Raw genomic sequence first — 20175 nt, 5'->3', positions numbered from 1 at the left:
CGGCGCGCCGCTTTCAAGTGCGGCGCCCGGTGCGCCTTGCTAATTTATCTCGATAAGGCCTTATAATAGGTAAATAAACAACAATGACGGTTTGGTCGGGTGGGTTTGCCCCCGTATTGTTGCAATATTGAATCAAGTTGGTGGCTTGGTGCATTCGCTTGAAGTTGGTGGGTGCTCACATTAGACAGCTCAACAACGGCGAAACGCCGGTCGACGGCACGCTTTCCAGCATGCGTCTTCGCATGTTTCCCCATACTCACGCTTGCAGGCTTTCGAGACGCGATGCCACATGTACTGATTGTCGATGACGATGCCGGTACCCGCGAGGCGCTTTCCGCCATCATCGGGGAAGACGGCCTGACTACCGCCACCGCGGGCGATTTGCGCGAAGCGCGCATTCAACTGGTCCGGCAGATGCCGGACGTTGTCTTTACGGACCTGAAGCTGCCCGACGGCAGCGGGGTCGATCTGTTCGAAGATCTGGATCCGCGCTCCGGCGTGGAAGTGATCGTGATCACCGGCCATGCCACAGTAGAGTCGGCCGTCAACGCGCTGAAAATGGGCGCCACCGACTATCTGGTGAAGCCGATCAACATGCAGCGCGTGAAGGCGATCCTTTCGCGCCTGCCGCGCGCCGGCGACCTGAAGGCGGAAATCGGCACGTTGCGCGGCGAGTTGCGCCGCATGGGCCGCTTCGGCCTGATGCTCGGCAATTCGCCGGCCATGCAGGAGGTCTACGACCAGATCGGCCGGGTCGCGCCGACGGCGGCCTCGGTCATGCTGGTGGGCGAGTCGGGCACCGGCAAGGAAGTCGCCGCGCAGACGCTGCACCAACTCAGCTTGCGTCGCAAACACGCGTTTCTTGCGGTGAACTGCGGCGCGATCTCACCGAACCTGATCGAATCGGAGATGTTCGGCCACGAGCGCGGCTCGTTTACCGGCGCGGACCGTCAGCACAAGGGCTATTTCGAGCGCGCGAACGGCGGCACGCTGTTCCTCGACGAAATCACCGAGATGCCGATCGAGTTGCAGGTGAAGCTGTTGCGCGTGCTGGAAACCGGCATGTTCATGCGGGTCGGCACGACCAGGGAAATTGAAACGGATGTGCGCCTGATTGCGGCCACCAACCGCGATCCCGAGCAGGCCGTGCTGGAAGGCAAGCTGCGGCTCGACCTGTACCATCGGTTGAACGTGTTTCCGATCAGCCTGCCGCCGTTGCGCGACCGCGGCAAGGACGTCGAACTGCTGGCTCAGGCGTTCCTCGACGAACTGAACGAACGACACAGCACGAAGAAGCATTTCCCCCCGGCCGTGAAGGACATGCTGATGTCGTATCCGTGGCCGGGCAATGTGCGCGAACTGAAGAACTACGTGCAGCGCGCCCACATCATGTCGGGTACGGATTCGGACAGCACGGCGACGGTGCCGTTGCAGATCACGTTGTCGAAGCCCGCCGCCGGCACGGCGATCACGATTCCGTTCGGCACGTCGCTTGCCGAAGCGGACCGTCAGCTGATTCTGGCTACGCTCGAGCAGTGCGGCGGCGTGAAGACGCGAGCCGCCGAGATTCTCGGCATCAGCCTGAAGACGCTTTACAACCGTCTGGTCGAGTACGGCAACGACGCGCGTGAAGACGGCGACGCCGCCGGCGAATCGCGCGCACTGGGCGGCGCGGACGCTTAACGGCTCGCGCGGGTGTAGCGCGGCTGCGCACTCGCGCGATCGCCCGCGCGGCTCGCCGCCCGTGCTTCGCCGTTCGACGGTGGGTCATGCTCGCCATGGAGCCCGACGCATGCGTAACGGCACAGGCCTTGCTGCGATCCCAAGGAACGCAATCGAGGATAAATAACATGCCGGACTACGCTGCCGCTCCCGCGCTTCCCTTGTCGAAGCGCGCTCACCGCCCCGAGCCGATCGAACCCCCATCACCGCCGCCGGTTGCGCCGCCGAGCCCCGGCGAGCCTGACACCGTTCCCGCTCCGAGTCCCGATCCGAGTCCGCAGCCGATCGAACCGATCGAACCCGTTGCTCCGCCGATCGGCGATCCGCCGCCGCAGCCCACGCAAACGCCACAAGCCAGTCAGCGTCTGCCGTCCCAGCCACTACGCATGCAACTCTGACGCGTTCTGTGCGGTGCGCCACAGTCCGGTGTAGCGAATTTATGTACTTGTTACAAAGCCGCCGCATCTTTTACCGGCAATTTCCCTCGCTGACCCCTAGACTGTACTGACGCCGCGCATCTGACGGCGGGCTTCCCTTGGAGGCATGGATCATGAGACACCCAGCACTGCGACGTTCAGCGCGCCATTCGAAGCGCGATTCCCGGCCGGGCGGCAGTAAGGACGGTCCGCCAGCGTCGAGCGATCCGGCAGGACAGAACCGCGTCGCGCCCGATGCGCCGCCAGACGGCGAGCACAATCAGGGCGGCGTGCGTCCGGAAGGGCTGGAATACCAGCGCGACCTCGGCTCGGAACAGGATGCGTGAGCCGATTGACGGTCGGTAAGAGGCGTTCCGATTTCGTCATACAAAGCAGAAAAAAATTCTTCGTGGCGAAGTAACGTCGCGCGTTTCTGCTTGCCCGTCACATTTGCATACATTTTTTATTTTCAGCATCTCAAAGAACGGCACGCGACTTGCATGCACCTTCCTGGCACATATCCGTATGCAACGAAACAACTGAACTAGGTGGAGCACCAATGAGCAGACTGATCGTGGTATCGAATCGTGTCGCGCCGACTCAGGAAGGCCGTCCCGCAGCGGGTGGCCTCGCTATCGGCGTGCTGGACGCGCTGAAGGAAAGCGGCGGGGTCTGGTTCGGCTGGAGCGGCGAGACGGTGAGTGAGCCGAGCGCTCCGGTGATCGAGAAACAAGGCAACGTGACGTACGCGACGGTGGGCCTCACCAAGCGCGACTATGACCAGTATTACCGCGGTTTTTCCAATGCGACGCTGTGGCCGACGTTCCACTACCGCAACGACCTGTCGCGCTACGACCGGCAGGAATATGCGGGCTATCAGCGCGTCAACGCGACGCTGGCGAAGCAGCTCAAGGCGTTGCTCAAGCCCGACGACATCATCTGGGTCCACGACTATCACCTGCTGCCGTTCGCGCGCTGCCTGCGCGAACTCGGCGTGAAGAATCCGATCGGCTTCTTCCTGCATATTCCGTTTCCGGTGCCCGAAGTGCTGCGCACCATTCCGCCGCACGAAGAGCTGGTCAAGGCTATGTGCAGTTACGACGTGATCGGCTTCCAGACCGACGCGGATCGACAGTCATTTGTCGACTTTATCGAGCGCGGCCAGCACGGCACCTCGAGCGAGGACGGCATGATGCACGCCTATAACCGCTTCCTGAAGGTGGGCGCGTATCCGATCGGGATCTATCCGGACGCGATCGCCAAAGCCGCCGAGCAGTTCACCGACCGCAAGCCGGTGCGCAGCCTGCGTGACGGTATGCGCGGACGCAAGCTGATCATGAGCGTCGACCGCCTCGATTATTCGAAGGGTCTGGTGGAGCGCTTTCAGGCATTCGAGCGGCTTCTGCTGAACGCACCGGGATGGCACGGACGCGTATCGCTGGTGCAGATCGCGCCGCCGACGCGCGCGGACGTGACGACGTACCAGCGGATTCGTCAGACGCTCGAGGGCGAAGCGGGCCGCATCAACGGCCGGTTCGCGCAGCTCGACTGGACGCCGATCCAGTACCTGAACCGCAAATACGAGCGCAATCTGCTGATGGCGCTGTTCCGTCAATCGCAGGTTGGCTACGTGACGCCGCTGCGCGACGGCATGAATCTCGTCGCGAAGGAATACGTCGCGTCGCAGGATCCGGCCGATCCGGGCGTGCTGGTGCTGTCGCAATTCGCCGGCGCCGCCGAGCAACTGCCGGGCGCGCTGGTCGTCAATCCGTTCGATCTGTCGCAGATGGCCGAAGCGCTGGAGCGCGCACTGTCGATGCCGCTCGCCGAGCGTCAGGCGCGGCATGCCGACATGATGGCGCCGATGCGCGAGAACAATCTGTCGGTCTGGCGCGATACCTTCCTTGCCGATCTGCGCAACGTGGCGACGGCGTCTTCGGTGACGGCCAAAGCGGTAAAGCTCGCTGACGTGACCGCGTCGTCGTAGCCGGATCAACGGTCGCGCGGCTGACATTGCAGCCGCGCGTGCTGGTCACGTCGTCTGAATGGCGGGTGGAAAGTCGAAGAGAAGGGCGTGGATCGCACAACGCGATCCACGCCCTTTTTGTATTCGCGTGGCCGAATAAAATCTCTTGCGAGACTCAGGCCGGTTGCACGTTAGCCCGTTGCATGACGCGCATCGTGCTGATCATCGCGGCGAGCGCCGAGAAGCACGCGGCTACATAGAGCGCGATGGTCGGTCCGTGTTGCGGCGCGATGCCGAAGATCAGTGCGACCAGCGCCGCGCCGAGCGTCTGACCGGTCAGGCGCGCGGTGCCGAGCATGCCGCTCGCGCCGCCGCTGCGCTCGCGCGGCGCCGCGGATAGCATGGTGCGATTGTTCGGCGACTGGAAGATGCCGAAGCCGGCGCCGCACAAGGCCATGCGCCACGCGATCTGCATGGCGTCCGGATGCGCGCCGAGCGTGGCGAGCAGCAACAGCCCGGCCGTCATCGCCGCAAGTCCGACGCCGCCCAGCCATCCCGACGACACCTTGTCCGACAGCACGCCCGCAATCGGCGCCGCGATGATGATCACGGCGGGCCAGGGTGTCATGAGCAGCCCGGTTTCCACTTGCGATAATCCCAGTGTTTCCTGCAACAGAAAGGGCAGCGACACGAAGGCGAGCATCTGCGCGCAGAACGAACAGACCGAGGTGCCGATGGAAAGCGCGAAGATGGGAATCCTGAGCAAATCGATCGGCAGCAAGGGCGCGGGCTGCGTCAACTGACGGCGCACGAAGAAATAGCCGATCACCACCGCGCCGATCGCTTCGAGCGCGACGTAGCCGAATCCCTCACCATGGCCGAGGCCATCGACGGCAAAAATCAGCAGGCCGAAGACGAACGCGTTCATCACCGCGCTCAGATAGTCGTAGGGCGATTCGTGGCCGGGGTTCATCGGCAGCGCCTTGAAGCCGCCGACGATGGCCGCGATGCCGATCGGCACATTGATCGCGAACAGCCACGGCCACGAGGCGACGGCGAGCACGCCGGAGGCGACGGTCGGCCCGACCGCCGATGACACCGCGACCACCATCGCGTTGATCGAGACGCCACGCCCAAGCTGTGCCGGCGGATAGATCATGCGCACCAGCGCGGTATTCACGCTCATGATGCCCGCCGCGCCGAAGCCTTGAACCACGCGCGCGAGCGCGAGGGTCGGCAGCGAAGTCGACAGTGCGCAACCGAACGACGCCACCGTGAACAGGATCAGCCCGGACAGATAGATGCGCCGGTAGCCGATGCGGTCGCCGAGCGAGGCGAGCGGCAGCAACGAGATGGTGATCGCAAGCTGATAGGCGTTGACGACCCAGATTGAGCCGGCCGCGCTCGCGTGCAGGTTGCGCGCGATAGTCGGCAGCGCCACGTTGGCAATCGCGCTGTCGAGCACCGCCAGCGTGAGGGCGAGCGCGATGACCAGCATCGCCCAGTAGCGCTGCGGAATCGGCAAGCCTTGTTCGGTGTTGTCCGAGAGCGAGGTGCCGGAGGCGAGTGTGTCGCCCGCTTCGGCGGGTACGGCGCTGTTCTCGCGCGGTGGTTGTGCGTGCATCGATTGTTCGAGTTGTAGTGGGGCCGCTCGCCGGTCGTGCTGCGAGTCACGCGTGCTGCGCGCTGTCGTCAGGAACCCGGCAGCCGCAGCGATGAAGCCGGCGCCGTTTGCGCGCCGGTCATCGCGTCTCCCGTGTTATTTGAGTTCGTACAGGCCGGTGTGCGTGGTCGAGTCGAGTTCGTTCAGATGGGTCATGAAACGCGCCACCGCGTTGGTGGTGTCCGCGTTGATCGGCAGATGCGGTACCCGCAGCGCATGCAGACGAAAGATGTAGCGGTGCGCCTTGTCGCCACGCGGCGGCGCGGCGCCGCCGAAGCCGACCGTGCCGTAGTCGTTGCGCACCTGCAGCGCGCCTTGCGGCAGCAACGAGCCGTCCGCCTTGCCGGCGTTGCGCGGCAGCGAGCGGGCGTCACCCGGAATGTTCACCACGACCCAGTGCCAGAAGCCGCTGCCGGTGGGCGCATCGGGATCATGAACGGTGAGCGCGAAGCTTTGCGTGTCGGGCGGCGGCGCCTCCCATTGCAACGCGGGCGAGATGTTCTCGCCGTCCACGCCGAAGGCCTTGTCGTGGTATTCGTGGGCTTTCGGCATGAAGCCGTTGGTGGGAAATTCGTCGGACCAGAGACGGAAATCTGCCATGGTGTGCCTCCCTTCTTGAGTGGTTCTGGGATGGTCGGGGCGTGCGGTTTTGCAACCGGTTTGCAGGGCAGGGCGCCACGCAGAAAGACCCCGAGTTAGCCAATCGAGTGTATCACCAGCGGCCTGAAGATTCGTGCGAGCCGGGTAGGCCGCAGCCGGCTTTCAGCCACGTTCCTCAAAGCTCGGCGCGTCGCTCTTGAGCCACTCGACGAGCCGCTGCAAGACCCCCTCGATATCGCGATTGGCGCCACGCAAAGCGCATTCCCATACCACCGCGACGCGCCAGCCGCTGGCGAGCAGCGCCGCGCGAACCTTGTCGTCGTTGCTGCGATTGCGGCCGATCTTGTCGCGCCAGAACTCCGGCCGCGTCTGCGGCCACTTGAAAAGACGACAGTCGTGACCGTGCCAGAAACAGCCGTGCACCAGCACGATAGCGCGATAACGCGGCAAGACGATGTCCGGGCGTCCCGGCAGATCGCGCGCATCCAGACGGAAGCGAAAGCCCTGCCGGTGCAGCAGGCTGCGAATCAGAATTTCCGGTTTGGTATTGCGGCCGCGGATGCCGGACATCATCCGGCTGCGCGTCGCGCTATCGACGATATCGACCATCGTCAACGCCGGGCTGATGCGTCGATGCGACGGCCACGCACGCCAACTGACCGCTCAGGCATACAGCGAGAGCGTTTGCTTCGAACCATGGCGCGTCTCCTCGGCGAGCAGGGTTTGCACATGCGGCAGCATGATGCGCGCCACTTCGCGCATCACCGGCATCACGACGCTGTTGCCGAACTGCCGGTACGCCTGCGTGTCGCTCACCGGGATCCTGAAGGTGTCGGGAAAGCCCATCAGCCGCGCGCATTCACGTGGCGTGAGGCGGCGTGGCCGCAACGCCTCGCCCTGATAGACCAGGATCTCCGAACCGTCCTTGTGATAACGCGCCGACAGCGTGCGCGTCACGCTGTTCGGATAGGCCATGCCGAAGCCGAAGCCGTTGCCCGCCGCGCGGTGTTTCTCCGCGTAGTTTTGCAGATAGGTCCAGAGGTTCGGCGTGAGCGTGTACTTGGGTTGCACGCGTCGGCTGGTGTGGTCGAAGAAACGGTCGTGGTCCCACGGCAGCACCGGTTCGCTGCCGTCCGGGCGATGCAGGATCGAGCCGAGGCGTGGTCCGTCTTCCGGCAGACGCAGATCGTCCCAGCAGAACGAGGTCTTGCCGCGAAAGCCGACAATGATGATCCGCTCCCGATGCTGCGGCGTGAAATGCTGGCCGTCGACCACGCGATAGTGCACTTCGTAGCCGAGTTCGTCGCGCAAGGTCTGCAGGATCACGTCGAAAGTGCGGCCCTTGTCGTGCGAGAGCAGGTTCTTCACGTTCTCCAGCAGAAACGCGGCGGGGCGTTTCGCCGCGATGATCCGCGCGACGTCGAAAAAGAGCGTGCCCTGGGTCGTGCACTCGAAACCGTGCGGCCGACCCAGCGCGTTCTTCTTGCTTACGCCGGCGATCGAGAACGGTTGGCACGGGAAGCCACCGAGCAGCACGTCGTGGCTCGGCACGTCTTCAGCCGGAAACGAGACGATGTCGCCGATCAGCGCATGCTCGCCGCCGCCGGGGTAATTCTCGCGATAGGTCCTGGTCGAAAAATCGTTCCATTCGCTCGTGAAGACGCAGTCGCCGCCGTGCGCCTCGAAGCCCATGCGAATCCCGCCGATTCCGGCGAACAGATCGATGAAGCGGAACTGGGCATTGCCACCCGCGCTGCCTTTGACTCGCGCGCTGTCTTGCAGCAGATCGCGCAAGGCCGGTTCCAGCATGGCCGGGCAGGGGGTTTCGCCTTTCTCCCAGCGGCGCACCGTCTTGATGTCCTTGCCGACATGCGCGGCGATTTCGCGTTGAGTGAAGCGGGCGCGCGCTTGCCTGAGCAGTGCGAGCGGTGCGGCGAGGGTCACGGGTGTCCTTGCTGGGAATTTTTGCGGACATTATGACCTAACCTCGTCCCATTTCCCTATTTTTTGCTCGACTTGGGCAGAAAATTTCCAGCAATCGGACTGTCCGAAACAGGGCAGTGCACGCCTAAATGTGGCTGTCACAGTTGCGTGTGTACGCTTGTGGCGTGACGCGAATTCCCCGCGTTGCGACGTGTTGAGGCCGCGACATGGTTCGCGGCCTTTTTTTTGACTCGTGCAAATGGGATGCGGTCGGTCTGGGAAGGCCGAGTCTCAGGCTCGCGGCGTCTCAGGCAGAGTGGCTGGCGCTGACCGGATACGGCGGCGGAAACAGGGCGGCGGAGGCTGGGGCCAAGGCGTCCCAGGCCAGTTGAGGTTCGGCTTCGTATTGATCGATCTGGAGCAGGAGGCTGTCGACCGTACACAGCTGCGCGTGGGACAAATTGCCGGCGTCGAGCAACTCGTACAGACGCTTGCGCCAGTACGCGGCCGGCAGGATCGGCCCTCCCAGATCGCCGCGTAAAGACGGCCGCATGACACGCGCGATATGCGCGACGTCCCGATCGATCAGTGCGGTCTGGGATGATCCTGAAAGCGTGATGGGTGTTCGGTCCATGGCTCCTCCATGGCAGCTTTACGGCAGGCCCAGGCGGAACTTTAGGCCTTTTCAAGAAATTTTTTTGCGGCGCGCGGCGGAGAACAACGGGGCGCACGCCGGCGCGGGCACACCCGTTGCTGAATACGGATACTGGCGTAATGTCGCGCCGGCATTCCAAATAGTGGAGCCGAACATGAACAAGGACCAGGTGAAGGGTGTGACCGAGCAGGTTAAGGGCAAGGTCAACGAAGCAGTCGGCAAGGCTACGAACAACCCGGGCAAGGAAATCAAGGGCGATCTGCAACAAGGCGCGGGCAAAGTGCAGAAGGCCTATGGCGACGCTAAGGAAGACGCCAAGGACAATGCAAAGCGCAACGCGCCGTAATTCGGCTTGCAATGCAGCTTGACGGAAAAAGGCGCTTCGTGAACTGCACCCCAAAAGTTGGACACCGATCCAACCTTTTGGGGTGTTTTTCATGACGAAGTACAGTGAGCAGTTAAAGCTGAAGCTGGTGAAGCAGTACGTGGCCGGTTCGGCTGGTGTCGAGGTACTTGCAAAGCGGTATGGAGTGAGTCGCTCGGTTTTACAGCTGTGGATTTCGGCCTACGAGCAACATGGACGGGACGGACTGCGCAAGAAATTCAGTCACTATGACGCGCAGTTCAGGATGTCGGTACTCATGCACATGTGGCAGAAGGATTTGCCATACCGGCAGGTGGCTGCGGTGTTCGACATCCGCAGTCCGGGCTGCATAGCGCAATGGGAACGCCGGTATCATGAAGGCGGTATCGACGCACTGGCGCCTCGTCCACGATGGCGCCGCAAAACCATGACCCAGCCAGTTCCTGAAAAGCCGACCGAAGACAGTGCGCCAGATAAGCGCACGCGTGAGCAGTTGCTCAAGGAAAACGAGTACCTGCGCGCGGAGGTGGCCTATCTAAAAAAGCTCGATGCCCTGCTTCAGGCAAAGAAGCAGGGCGTGCAGAAGAAAAAGCGCAAATAGTGCAGGAGCTCCGGCAGCACCACCCGATGCCCGCTTTGCTGAAGGCAGCGGGTCTGGCGCGCAGCACGTTCTATTACCAGTTGAGCGTGCCGGATGCCGGTGAGCGGCACAAGGACCTCAAAACCCGCATCAAGACTGTGTATGAACGCCACAAGGGCCGTTATGGCTACCGGCGCATCACGGCGGCGATCCGGCAGGCAGGCCCGAGCGTGAACCACAAGACGGTGCAACGTCTGATGGGAGAACTGAAACTGAAATCGCTGGTGCGCGCGAAGAAATACCGCTCATGGCGCGGCGAAGTCGGCCGTATTGCGCCGAACCTGTTAAACCGCGAGTTCAGCGCACAGCAGCCCAATCAGAAGTGGGTGACGGACGTGACGGAGTTCAACGTGCTGGGTCAGAAGCTGTATCTCTCGCCGATCATGGATCTGTATAACGGCGAGATCGTGGCTTATCAGATGAACACCCGACCGGTCTTCGATCTGGTCAGCAGCATGCTAAAAAAAGCGCTGGCAAAGCTTGGTCCCCAGGAGACCCCGCTGCTGCATTCAGACCAGGGCTGGCAGTACCAGATGCCTGCTTACCGGAGGCTGCTGGATCAACACGGCCTGACGCAGAGCATGTCGCGCAAGGCAAACTGCTACGACAATGCGGCAATGGAAAGCTTCTTTGGCACGCTCAAGGCGGAGTTCTTCCGGCTGAGCAGGTTTGAAAGTATCGACGAGTTGAAGGCTGGCATCAGACAATACATTCACTACTACAACCACAAACGCATCAAGCTCAAACTGAACGGGCTGAGTCCTGTGATGTACAGAACCCAGCCCGCTCAAACCTGAACTCAAACTGTCCAACTTTGCGGGGTCAGTTCATTCGGCGCCTTTTTCCTGATCGACACTCGCGCGTGGTTCTTTCATGCGGCAGAGGATTTTCCGACAGATAGCGGATTTTGCCTGGGAGTAACCCGGGGTTGGCATCGGGAGCATTCCGCACGCGTTGCGCCGCCTTTAGACTTGGCGCATCCAACACGGAGAGCACGCCCATGACACCCGAAAAAATTCTTTCGATGTTCGAACGGCAATACCTCGAGGGCAAAACGCCTGTCGATCTGGAACAGACCTGCGCGAGTTTCGCCAACTGGCTGGCGGCGGCTTGGGAGCTGTTCGACGGCGAGCAGAAGACGCTGTTACTGACGGTCGGCGCGTCCTTGTGGAGAGAGGGTTATAACTTGCGCGCCGGCACGGCGACCAAGGATTTGTGGTGAGTGCCGGCCTGACACGCGCTTTTGCGTTCACGGACCGCTGCCTGAAAGTTGATGTCGACGGCAAGTTCTTGCGCGCCCATATGAGCGTCGAGCCGCGCTGAGGTGAGTTCGCACGTGTTGCGCCGAGTCGGTTTATATTTGGCGGTCTTGCGTTGGGCTTTTCGCTGCCGGTCGTCCGCCCGGCTGCCCGGGCCCGATTCTCTTTCAAGCCGCAACTCTCGCACAAGGGTGACACCGCCACATGACCGATCTATCCGCTTTTCCGATCACGAAGAAATGGCCTGCCGAACATCCGGACCGGATTCAGCTCTACTCGCTGCCCACGCCCAATGGCGTGAAGGTGTCGATCATGCTCGAGGAAACGGGCTTGCCGTACGAGCCGCATCTGGTGCGCTTCGATATCAACGATCAGATGACCCCGGAGTTTCTGTCGCTCAATCCGAACAACAAGATTCCGGCGATCATCGATCCGAACGGGCCTGACGGGAAACCACTGCCGCTGTTCGAATCCGGTGCGATCCTGATTTATCTCGCGGACAAGAGCGGCCAGTTCATTCCGCGGGACGGCGCCGGCCGCTATGACGCGATCCAGTGGGTGATGTTCCAGATGGGCGGCATCGGACCGATGTTTGGCCAGGTGGGTTTCTTCCACAAGTTCGCCGGCAAGGAGTATGAAGACAAGCGTCCGCGCGATCGTTATATCGGCGAATCGAAGCGGCTGCTCGGCGTGTTGGATCGGCAACTCGAAGGACGCGACTGGATTCTGGGCGATACGTATTCGATCGCCGATATCGCCACCTTTCCTTGGGTGCGTAATCTGATCGGCTTCTATGAGGCAGGCGACCTCGTCGGCATTCAGGACTTCCCGAACGTAACGCGTGCGTTGGCCGCGTTCGTCGCGCGTCCGGCCGTGGCGAAGGGACTGGACATTCCGAAGCGTCCGTCGTAATCGTTTTTCCGTGAGCGAGATTGTTGAACTTGTTGCAGCCTGATCCGTACCAAACATCTCCAGAACTTGTCGGCTACGTGTCCGCGTAGGGGCATATTCGCCACGCGTCCTCGAAATAGGCATGAATCAACCTCAGCACACTCGAATTGCCGGCCTCGACGGCTTACGCGCGCTCTCCGTCATAGCGGTATTTCTTGCGCATACCGGTCTGGCAGGCGTCGTCGGGGGCGGGTATGTGGGCGTGGATGTATTTTTCGTTTTGAGCGGCTACCTGATCACGAGCCTGCTGGTCGCGGAGCGCCTGCGTACCGGCCGGATCGATTTGCCGGCGTTTTATTGGCGGCGCGCGCGGCGACTTTACCCGGCCTTATTGCTGATGCTCGCCGGCGTGACGCTCTATTGTCAGATATTTCCCTCTCCTTTGAGAGCGGGGTTCGAAGTGTGGCCAGCTTTCTTCTACGTGATGAACTGGGTGCGCGCGTTTGGCATCTACGATGCGCATCTCACGGGACATACGTGGACGCTCGCGATCGAGGAACAGTTTTACCTCGTCTGGCCGCTGATCCTGTTGGGGATGTTGAAATTTTGGCCACGTCGCGTTTTGCTCGCGGTCGCACTTCTTGCAGTTGCGGTGATCGGCTGGCGTTCGTTTCTCATGTCGCATCACCTTCCGGCGGCCCGTATTTATTGTGGCTTCGATACCCACTCCGACGGTCTCCTGATGGGTGCGTTGCTGGCGGTGATGCCTCGCCAGCGGACGGCTTGGGCCGGCAAGCTCTGGCCGGTTGCCGCCGCCTATCTGTGTTTCGGGATGCTGAGCGAAACCGGCCTCGAGTTTTCGATGCGGGCGTTGGGTTACCCGCTTACGCCGTTGGCGGCAGCGCTCATTATTGCGAAGGTCGTGACCGATCAGCACTCCACGTTGGCGCGGCTGCTCAATATCGCCCCGCTGGCCGGGCTGGGTCGCGTTTCGTATGGCTTTTACTTATGGCACTACGTCGTCGTGCAGTCGATGCTTTACGGCGGGCATGAAACGATGGGCGCATATTTCGGTGGATTCTCTCACCCGCATATCGCCATGGTGACGATCACATTTGTCACATCAATGGCGCTGACCTTGTTCTCTTGGTTTGTCATCGAAAAGCCGGCGATGCGATTGCGGGTTCCGTGGCGGCGAAACGCGGCGATAGCCTGAGGCGGAGCCGCGGCAAGAGAGAGTCAGCAGCCAATTGATTTGTCCGGCGGCCGTGCAAGACGTGCTAATTTGCACTGTTGCCGGTCCTAACGCCGAGGGGTAGTTCATGAATCTGGTTACGACGCTGCGCCGTGGACATCTTCTGAAACACACCGATCTATCGGGAGTCGGCCTCGAGATAGGGCCGTACGATCAGCCGACCGTCTTCAAGTCGGAAGCGGACGTGCGGTATCTGGATTGGAAAGACAAGGAGCAACTGATTCGGGAGTGCACGCACCCGGACATGATCATCGACATACCGGAAATCGATTACGTGGTTCATTCGAATCGATACGGAGACTACGTCAGCGATAAGTTCGACTACCTTATCGCGAATCATGTGATGGAACACGCGCCCAACATGATTCAATGGCTGTCCGATCTGTGCGACATGATGCAGCCCGGCGGAATTCTGTTTCTTGCCCTGCCCGACAAGAAGTTCAGTTTCGACAAATATAGACAGGACACGGCGCTGAGCCATTTCGTGGCCGAGTATCTTGCGGGTGTCGAGGAAATCCCGCGCGAACATCAAATCGAATGCGAGATCTATTACGACGAAGCATTCGTCAACAAGCCGATGCACGTGGCCGACAAGCTGGATATGAACCGTATCCGGCAGAAGCTCAAGGCGCCTCCGCATGTGGGCATTCACAGCCACGTTTTTGAGAGCGGCACGATCGTGTCCAAGGTCCTGAAGCCGATTCTGAAGATGGGTTTCGTGGAATTCAATCTCGTCGATTTTGTGCCTGCGCGCGGAGAAACCGGCGGAGAAATGATCATTGTTCTACGCAAGGAACCTCCTCGGGTGGAACTCACGACCGAAGAGTTCTACAGTGCGCCGGTGGATACGACGAAGGCGGCGAGCACGACCGAGACTACAGAGTCGGCCGACACGGCTGAAACCGCTGAGCGACTCGCTGAGGCTGAGAAGGCCCTCGCGGAGATGCGAAACAAGGTTGCAGTGATGCAAGAGGAAATCGCATCAAGGAATTCGACGATCAGGGCGCTCGAGTCGTCGACATCCTGGCGAATCACCGCGCCGCTGCGTGCCGCGGTGACAAAGCTTCGAGGGCTCGGCTCGAAGGGACGAAACATATCCTATTGAATGCGCGCATCGAAGAGGCCACTTGCCCCTGTATCTGACCGTCGCGTCGCAATCGACCCAGATAGCCGCTTTGGGTTCAAGGCGGCAGCGTGAACAGGTCACCTCGTGAAAAAACACCGGCACGCAAGCGCTGCTGACACGGCCACACCGCTTCTTTATGATATTTCGTCAGATGCCCTTCACCATTTGTCGGAGAGCCCATGAAACCGATCAAATTGCGTGTGCCGCGTGAGGAAGCTGCCGACCTGCCGGACGATCTGACGGCGTGGGCGAGCGTCACCGGCATTGATCCGGGACTGACCGTATTGAGCGAGGTCGGGGCCATGGCTAACAGTGACTCACCGGTCCTGTACCAGATCTACGTAAGCCAAAGTTTCTTCGAACAGTTCCCGGAATGGCGGATGTATATCGAGCAGTAGCGAATCCCCGCTCGATGCGTCGAGATCGCGATCAGACATCGCTCTGCGCTTGGTCCGGAGTAGCAATGTCCCGTTGGTAATCGGCTGGCAACGTGCAGATGTCAGTTTTTCTCCTCACCGCATTGGATATCAACCGCCGAATTCGCCCAGACGTGTGTGGGGGACTGAAACGATGCCACGGCGCCGAGTACATCTTTCAATGCGTTCGTGCATGGCTTTGACAGTGGAGCACGATTGCCGGTCTTGACCGCAGGGCAGAGCGAGGTCTCGTCGCCAGCTGGTGAATACATCATACGAAATCCCTGGTTATATTTGTCGACAGGCATATGTAAGATAGCGTTTCACGCCAGCGCCCCGTGCGCGGTGTGTGTGTTTTGAGCCGCAGCATTGCCTGCGGCTTTTTTTTGCTCAGCTTTTCTGAGCCGGGATGGTAGTTTCCCTGGCGATTCGCACTGGGGCATGGCGGTTGCGCGTATTGGCTGCGCACGCGAACCCATCGCGTCAGGGGAGTGATCATGCCTTGCCAGTCTTATGCTCCGTATCGCGGGTTCAGAATCGACGTTCAGGTTACGACCGGGAAGACTTTGTGTTTGCACAATGTCGGACGCCGATACAGGGTGTCCTGGACTATCTGTGCATCGAATCAACCTGCACAAAAGGTGGCCAGTTTTCCAGAGCAACTGGAATTCATATCTGAGCAAGATGCCTTCAGATACGCTGAGAAGCGAGCGCACACGTTTATCGACTGCATGCACTCGGGCAACACCGCCGTTTATTCCCTTCCTGATGTTGAAGGAGGTCGCGAAGAATCGCCTCGTCCCTGAAGGGTGACGTCTGCTAGGGCGACGCGCCCGGCGCGGGGGGGGCACCTGTCATCTCGGGTCCGCCGTGAGCGGATGAATCGCTTGGCAGCGGTAGACGATTGACGGGCAACAAAAAGCCCCGCAGCGCTAGGCTTACGGGGCTTATCTACGCAAACTTGGGTGCTGCTGGGAATCTACTTGGTCCCCCTGACAGGAATCGACGCCGCGCTCGCCAAACCACATCAAAAAATATAAAAGGTCTCCAAAGCCTTTAATGACAGGCATTTCACGGTGGTCGTGTGATACGGATTCGATTCCAACATCCTCCGGAATTCACCAACTTTCCTGTATCCTTTACGCCAAATTTACGCCAACGGGGAATGGCATGGCAAGTTACAGGAAGCGAGGCGCGACATGGCGCGTAGAAGTAGCAAAGGCGGGGATCCGCGAATCGCGCACGTTCGACACCAAAGCTGAAGCCGTGTCCTGGGCAACCCAGCTCGAGGCTGAAATCGACGCGGGTCGACGTCGCTCATACTCGAAGGTTCAGAAGACCCTGGCCGATACCATGGACGAATACCTGGATAAGGTCTCGCCGACGATGAGTAAGCACGAGTGGAACAAGACGCGCATCGCCTTTTTCAAAGAGGAGATGGATTTCGTCGGCGTGTTGGTGCGCAATGTGAAGCCCGAACAGATCGCCGAGTGGCGGGACGCGCGACTGAAGGTCGTCAAGAATTCAACCGTCAACCGAGACCTGAATCTGCTCTCCGCCGTCTTCGAGGCAGCGCGCAATGAGTGGAAGTGGATCCACACAAACCCCATGCATGAGGTGAAGCGCCCGAAGGATCCACCGCCCCGACGGCGGCGTGTATCCGATGAAGAGGCAACGGTGATGACGGCGGCGCTCGGCTTGACGGACGATGGCGAGATCAGGACGACGCAGCAATACGCTGCGATCGCGTTCCTGATTGCGATCGAGACGGGGATGCGTCAGGGTGAGATTGTCGCCACGACGCGCGCGAATCTGCATCTGGCGGATCGCTATGTCCACATCCCGAAGTCGAAGAACGGCGACGCGCGCGACGTACCGCTCTCCGCCCGTGCAATGGCGCTGTTCGAACGGTTACCGCACGTGAAAGACGAGCCGCGCTGCTTCCCGATCGCGCAGGCTAGCGTCGATGCGCTCTGGCGGAAGGTTCGCGCGAAGGTGATGAAGGAGAAGCCTCAATTCGCCGATTTGAATTTCCACGACTCCCGACACGAGGCTATGACACGGCTGTCGCGCAAGCTTAACGTACTGGCGTTGGCGAAGATGATCGGCCATCGCGACATTCAGTCGCTCATGATCTACTACGACGAAACGGCCGCTGAACTGGCGGCGCGCCTTGATTAGGTCGCCCTGCGGCGGCACCCTGGCCGGGCCGCCGGATTCGTGCCGGCCGTGCTGCGAGTCCAGTCCATCACGTCGCCAGCGAAACAGTGCCGCTGAGCCTCCTTCGAGTCTTCCGGTCACAGGTGGGGAACCCTGATCCGTGTCGCGGCGCACATTTCGACCGTCTGTGGAAGGCGCGCGCCGAACTGCTGACCTACCTGGTCAGCGTCGCAGCTCCTCGCGCGCACGACGACACGCGCGTGGTTGCCAGAAATGTACCTCCGGGAATTCCAGACGTCTGGTGCAAGTCGAACGCGCGCGGTGCGGAGTACGACTTTGGTCACTGCTGGGAGCACGACATCGTTGTCGAGAAAAGTCGCCGTCATCACGGCCAAACCCGACGGCTGCGCTTATATTGTCACCGGGGCGCGCGCGAGCGCCCTGAAAGCGAAGAAGTGCACGATCTGACGTGCTGGGCCGGGCATCACGTCGATGCGGAGCTATGTGATTGACGTGCCGCAAACGCAGCACTTCTACCTACCGGACGTCAAACGGCTGCGGAGAAATGTAAGTTCGCGAAAATCCGCATCGGCGCAACGCTTACGCCAAGTTGGCCGACGGGCGCGTCCAAACATCCTAACAAGCGAACCACGGTTTCGCTGCCCATCCTACCCAGGAGCAAAGCCATGCAACTGAAATGGCTCGAAGACTTCGTTGAACTCGCGCGCACGCGCAGCTTCACGCGCGCGGCGGAGAACCGCTTCGTCACGCACCCTGCATTCGGCCGCCGCATCCGGTCGCTCGAGGAATGGGTCGGCACGCGGCTGATTGCGTGCACAAAGCCGTTCGAACTGACGGCAGCCGGCGCAGTATTGCTCGACACGGCCTCGAACGCGCTCGACATGCTGCACGGCGCGCGCACCCAGTTGCAGGAAACGGCTCCGGTGCGCGAGAACAATCTCCGGATCGCGACCGGCCGAACGCTCGCGGCGACGTTTTTTCCCAACTGGTACGACGAGATGGTCGCGCGCGCGGGCTTCTTCTCGGCGACGCTGTCGACGGGCGGCGCGGAGGAAGCGATCCTGCAGCTGACCGCCGGCGACGCCGACATGCTGATAGTCTATTCGAGTCCTCATACGCGGCTCCTGATCGATCGCGATCGCTTCGACTGGCTGTCCGTCGCGCGTGAGGTGCTCGTGCCCGTCAGCGCGTTCGATGGCCGCGGCAGTTTGCGCTACCGGCTGCCGGCCGGCCAGGAGCCCGTGCCGTGGCTCGCGTTCGCGCGCACGCTGGCATTGCGGGCGGTCCTCGCGCGGCACCTCGCTGAAATGCAGAACCGTCCGGTGTTGCGGCCCGTATACCAGGCCGATTCGTACGAGGCGATCCTCGCGATGGCGCGGCGTGGGCTCGGGCTCGCATGGCTGCCGAAGCGGCTCGTCGCCGACGAAGTGCGGCGCGGCGAGCTCGCGATCGTCGGTGGCCCCGACTGGCAGATCGGCTTCGACATCGCGCTGTATCGGCGTCGGAACGATCCGCGTCCCGTGCTGGATGCGATCTGGCGTACAGCACCCGCTCGCGTCGACCGCGGCGCGCCGGCGGCCTGAAGCGTAAGTGACGCTCCGCCTTCGATCCACCCGAACGCCAATCGGCACGTTTCGGTGCCGAAATGGCACGAACGGACATTTTGCGTTGCCTACACTCCGCGCTGGACTGGGTCGAACGGGCGTCCGTTCGGTATCTGCCGTCCTTCAAAATATTTACAACAACGCTAACAGAGGAACCAGGGCATGACTCGCAACACGCGCGCCGGGACGCCGGCCTCCCACAACCCGTGGCGCGAGATATGCGCCGCGAGCATCGGCAACGCGCTCGAATTCTACGACCTGCTGATCTACGGCTACTTCGCGATCGTGATCGGCCAGCTGTTTTTCCCAACACAAGATGCGGCGACGTCGTTGCTGCTGTCGGTCGGTACGTTCGGCATCTCGTTCGTCACGCGTCCGCTCGGTTCGATCGTGCTCGGCAACTATGCGGATCGCGCGGGCCGCAAAGCGTCGCTCACCGTGTCGATTGGGCTGATGATGCTCGGCACCGCGATGATCGCGTTCGCGCCGACGTACGCGCAGATCGGCATCGCGTCGCCACTCGTGATCATCGTCGCGCGGATGCTGCAGGGTTTCTCGACGGGCGGCGAGTTTGGCGCCGCGACCGCGTTCATGGTCGAGCAGTCCGATGCAAAGCATCGCGGCTTCTTCGCGAGCTGGCAGATGTCGACGCAGGGTCTCGCGACCGTGCTCGCGGCTGGCGTGTCCGCGCTGCTGAGCCTGTTGCTGACACCCGACCAGCTGCACTCGTGGGGCTGAGGCGTCGCATTCTCGGTCGGGCTGCTGATCGGCTCGGTCGGACTGTACATCCGCCGCAACGTTGCCGAGCCGGCCGATTTCCGGCGCCTCGGCGAGAAAGGGCGTGCGAAATCGCCGCTGCGCGATGTATTCGTCCGCGATCGCGCGAACATGCTGCTCGGCGCAGGCGTGGTCGCGGCCGCCACGGCCTTCAACTACGTGCACAAGCTCTATATGCCGACCTACGCGGTCAAGCAGCTGAATATCCCGGCGACGTCGTCGTTCCTCGGTGCGGTCGTCACCGGCGTGACGCTGATGGTCGAGGCGCCGGTCGTCGGGCATCTGTCAGACCGTTTCGGTCGCATTCGTGTGATGCTATGCGCGCTGATTCTCGTTGCGGGACGACGTGGCCGCTGTTCGTGCTGTTGAACCGCTATCCGACAGTGGAGACGCTGCTCGCGGTGCAAGCGTTCGTCGGCCTGCTTATCGCGGCGAGCCTCGCGCTGTCTTACAACTTCTCGGTGACGCTGTTCGACGGCTTCGCTCCGTTGATCGTGACCTGGCTGATCGACGCGGCCCACAGCAAGCTCGCGCCGAGTTTCTACGTGATGGCGACGGCCGTCCTCGGCATCACGTCAGTGATCTGGCTCGGGCGCCGGATGCGGGGCGCTGTCGCGACGACCGCGACGGCCACGCGCGTAACCGAGGCCTGAACCCGATTCCGGCGGCGGCGCATGCTGGCGCCGTCTTTTCCGAACACCCTGTTGAGCTATCCCG

18 protein-coding genes and 1 pseudogene are annotated in these 20175 nt (G+C 61.5%); 14 read left to right on the top strand and 5 right to left on the bottom strand.

The window, feature by feature from the left end; all coding sequences use genetic code 11:
* Nucleotides 1–282 precede the first annotated feature (282 nt).
* From RI103_RS14535 to otsA, 4 genes are all read left to right on the top strand, one after another.
* Nucleotides 283–1683 carry a sigma-54 dependent transcriptional regulator gene (locus RI103_RS14535; RefSeq protein WP_310812652.1) on the top strand — a complete coding sequence of 467 codons (1401 nt, stop codon included), beginning with the start codon at nt 283–285 and terminating at the stop codon, nt 1681–1683.
* Between the two features lie 167 nt (nt 1684–1850).
* A complete protein-coding gene (locus tag RI103_RS14530) occupies nt 1851–2120 on the top strand; it encodes a hypothetical protein (RefSeq protein ID WP_310812650.1) in 270 nt (89 codons plus the stop codon).
* Nucleotides 2121–2272: 152 nt separating this feature from the next.
* Nucleotides 2273–2485: a hypothetical protein gene (locus RI103_RS14525; protein ID WP_310812649.1), complete on the top strand. Its 213-nt coding sequence runs from the start codon at nt 2273–2275 to the stop codon at nt 2483–2485.
* A gap of 212 nt (nt 2486–2697) precedes the next feature.
* The gene (gene otsA, locus RI103_RS14520) at nt 2698–4125 is read left to right on the top strand and encodes an alpha,alpha-trehalose-phosphate synthase (UDP-forming) (protein WP_310812648.1); all 1428 of its coding nucleotides are present in this window, start codon (nt 2698–2700) and stop codon (nt 4123–4125) included.
* A 154-nt stretch (nt 4126–4279) separates the two neighbouring features.
* On the opposite strand, the gene RI103_RS14515 is transcribed toward otsA, so the two are convergent.
* From RI103_RS14515 to RI103_RS14495, 5 genes are all read right to left on the bottom strand, one after another.
* On the bottom strand, nt 4280–5728 hold the full coding sequence (locus tag RI103_RS14515; RefSeq protein WP_310812647.1) for an MFS transporter: 1449 nt from the start codon (nt 5726–5728) through the stop codon (nt 4280–4282).
* Between the two features lie 135 nt (nt 5729–5863).
* The gene (locus tag RI103_RS14510) at nt 5864–6367 is read right to left on the bottom strand and encodes a YbhB/YbcL family Raf kinase inhibitor-like protein (protein WP_132375510.1); all 504 of its coding nucleotides are present in this window, start codon (nt 6365–6367) and stop codon (nt 5864–5866) included.
* A 162-nt stretch (nt 6368–6529) separates the two neighbouring features.
* On the bottom strand, nt 6530–6976 hold the full coding sequence (locus RI103_RS14505) for a DNA mismatch endonuclease Vsr (protein WP_310812646.1): 447 nt from the start codon (nt 6974–6976) through the stop codon (nt 6530–6532).
* 54 nt (nt 6977–7030) lie between these two features.
* Nucleotides 7031–8311 (bottom strand): DNA (cytosine-5-)-methyltransferase, encoded by a 1281-nt coding sequence (gene dcm / locus RI103_RS14500; protein WP_310812645.1) that lies wholly within the window; start codon nt 8309–8311, stop codon nt 7031–7033.
* Between the two features lie 286 nt (nt 8312–8597).
* The gene (locus RI103_RS14495; protein ID WP_310812644.1) at nt 8598–8924 is read right to left on the bottom strand and encodes a hypothetical protein; all 327 of its coding nucleotides are present in this window, start codon (nt 8922–8924) and stop codon (nt 8598–8600) included.
* Between the two features lie 175 nt (nt 8925–9099).
* Here RI103_RS14495 and RI103_RS14490 point away from each other — a divergent pair, with 175 nt between their 5' ends.
* The 10 genes and pseudogenes from RI103_RS14490 (at nt 9100) to RI103_RS14445 (ending at nt 20111) form a co-directional block, all read left to right on the top strand.
* Nucleotides 9100–9291, top strand: a complete 192-nt coding sequence (locus RI103_RS14490) for a CsbD family protein (RefSeq protein WP_310812642.1) — start codon at nt 9100–9102, stop codon at nt 9289–9291.
* Nucleotides 9292–9382: 91 nt separating this feature from the next.
* Nucleotides 9383–10746 (top strand): IS3 family transposase gene (locus RI103_RS14485; RefSeq protein WP_310812641.1). Its coding sequence is split into 2 segments (ribosomal slippage): nt 9383–9845 and nt 9845–10746, totalling 1365 coding nucleotides; the frame shifts between segments, so codons are not numbered across the junction.
* Between the two features lie 203 nt (nt 10747–10949).
* Nucleotides 10950–11171, top strand: a complete 222-nt coding sequence (locus RI103_RS14480; protein WP_310812640.1) for a hypothetical protein — start codon at nt 10950–10952, stop codon at nt 11169–11171.
* Between the two features lie 241 nt (nt 11172–11412).
* Nucleotides 11413–12120, top strand: a complete 708-nt coding sequence (locus RI103_RS14475) for a glutathione S-transferase N-terminal domain-containing protein (RefSeq protein WP_310812639.1) — start codon at nt 11413–11415, stop codon at nt 12118–12120.
* A gap of 121 nt (nt 12121–12241) precedes the next feature.
* Nucleotides 12242–13315: an acyltransferase gene (locus RI103_RS14470; RefSeq protein WP_310812638.1), complete on the top strand. Its 1074-nt coding sequence runs from the start codon at nt 12242–12244 to the stop codon at nt 13313–13315.
* 106 nt (nt 13316–13421) lie between these two features.
* Nucleotides 13422–14459 (top strand): methyltransferase domain-containing protein, encoded by a 1038-nt coding sequence (locus RI103_RS14465; protein ID WP_310812637.1) that lies wholly within the window; start codon nt 13422–13424, stop codon nt 14457–14459.
* A 200-nt stretch (nt 14460–14659) separates the two neighbouring features.
* A complete protein-coding gene (locus RI103_RS14460; RefSeq protein WP_310812636.1) occupies nt 14660–14878 on the top strand; it encodes a hypothetical protein in 219 nt (72 codons plus the stop codon).
* Nucleotides 14879–16249: 1371 nt separating this feature from the next.
* Nucleotides 16250–17077: a site-specific integrase gene (locus RI103_RS14455; RefSeq protein WP_310812635.1), complete on the top strand. Its 828-nt coding sequence runs from the start codon at nt 16250–16252 to the stop codon at nt 17075–17077.
* 665 nt (nt 17078–17742) lie between these two features.
* Nucleotides 17743–18660, top strand: coding sequence for a LysR substrate-binding domain-containing protein (locus RI103_RS14450; RefSeq protein ID WP_310812634.1), 918 nt, complete (start codon nt 17743–17745; stop codon nt 18658–18660).
* Nucleotides 18661–18843: 183 nt separating this feature from the next.
* Nucleotides 18844–20111, top strand: a pseudogene (locus RI103_RS14445) (MFS transporter).
* The last annotated feature ends 64 nt before the right edge of the window (nt 20112–20175 follow it).

The sequence above is a fragment of the Paraburkholderia sp. FT54 genome, assembly GCF_031585635.1.
Classification (GTDB): domain Bacteria; phylum Pseudomonadota; class Gammaproteobacteria; order Burkholderiales; family Burkholderiaceae; genus Paraburkholderia.
This window is presented reverse-complemented; position numbering and strand designations above follow the sequence as displayed.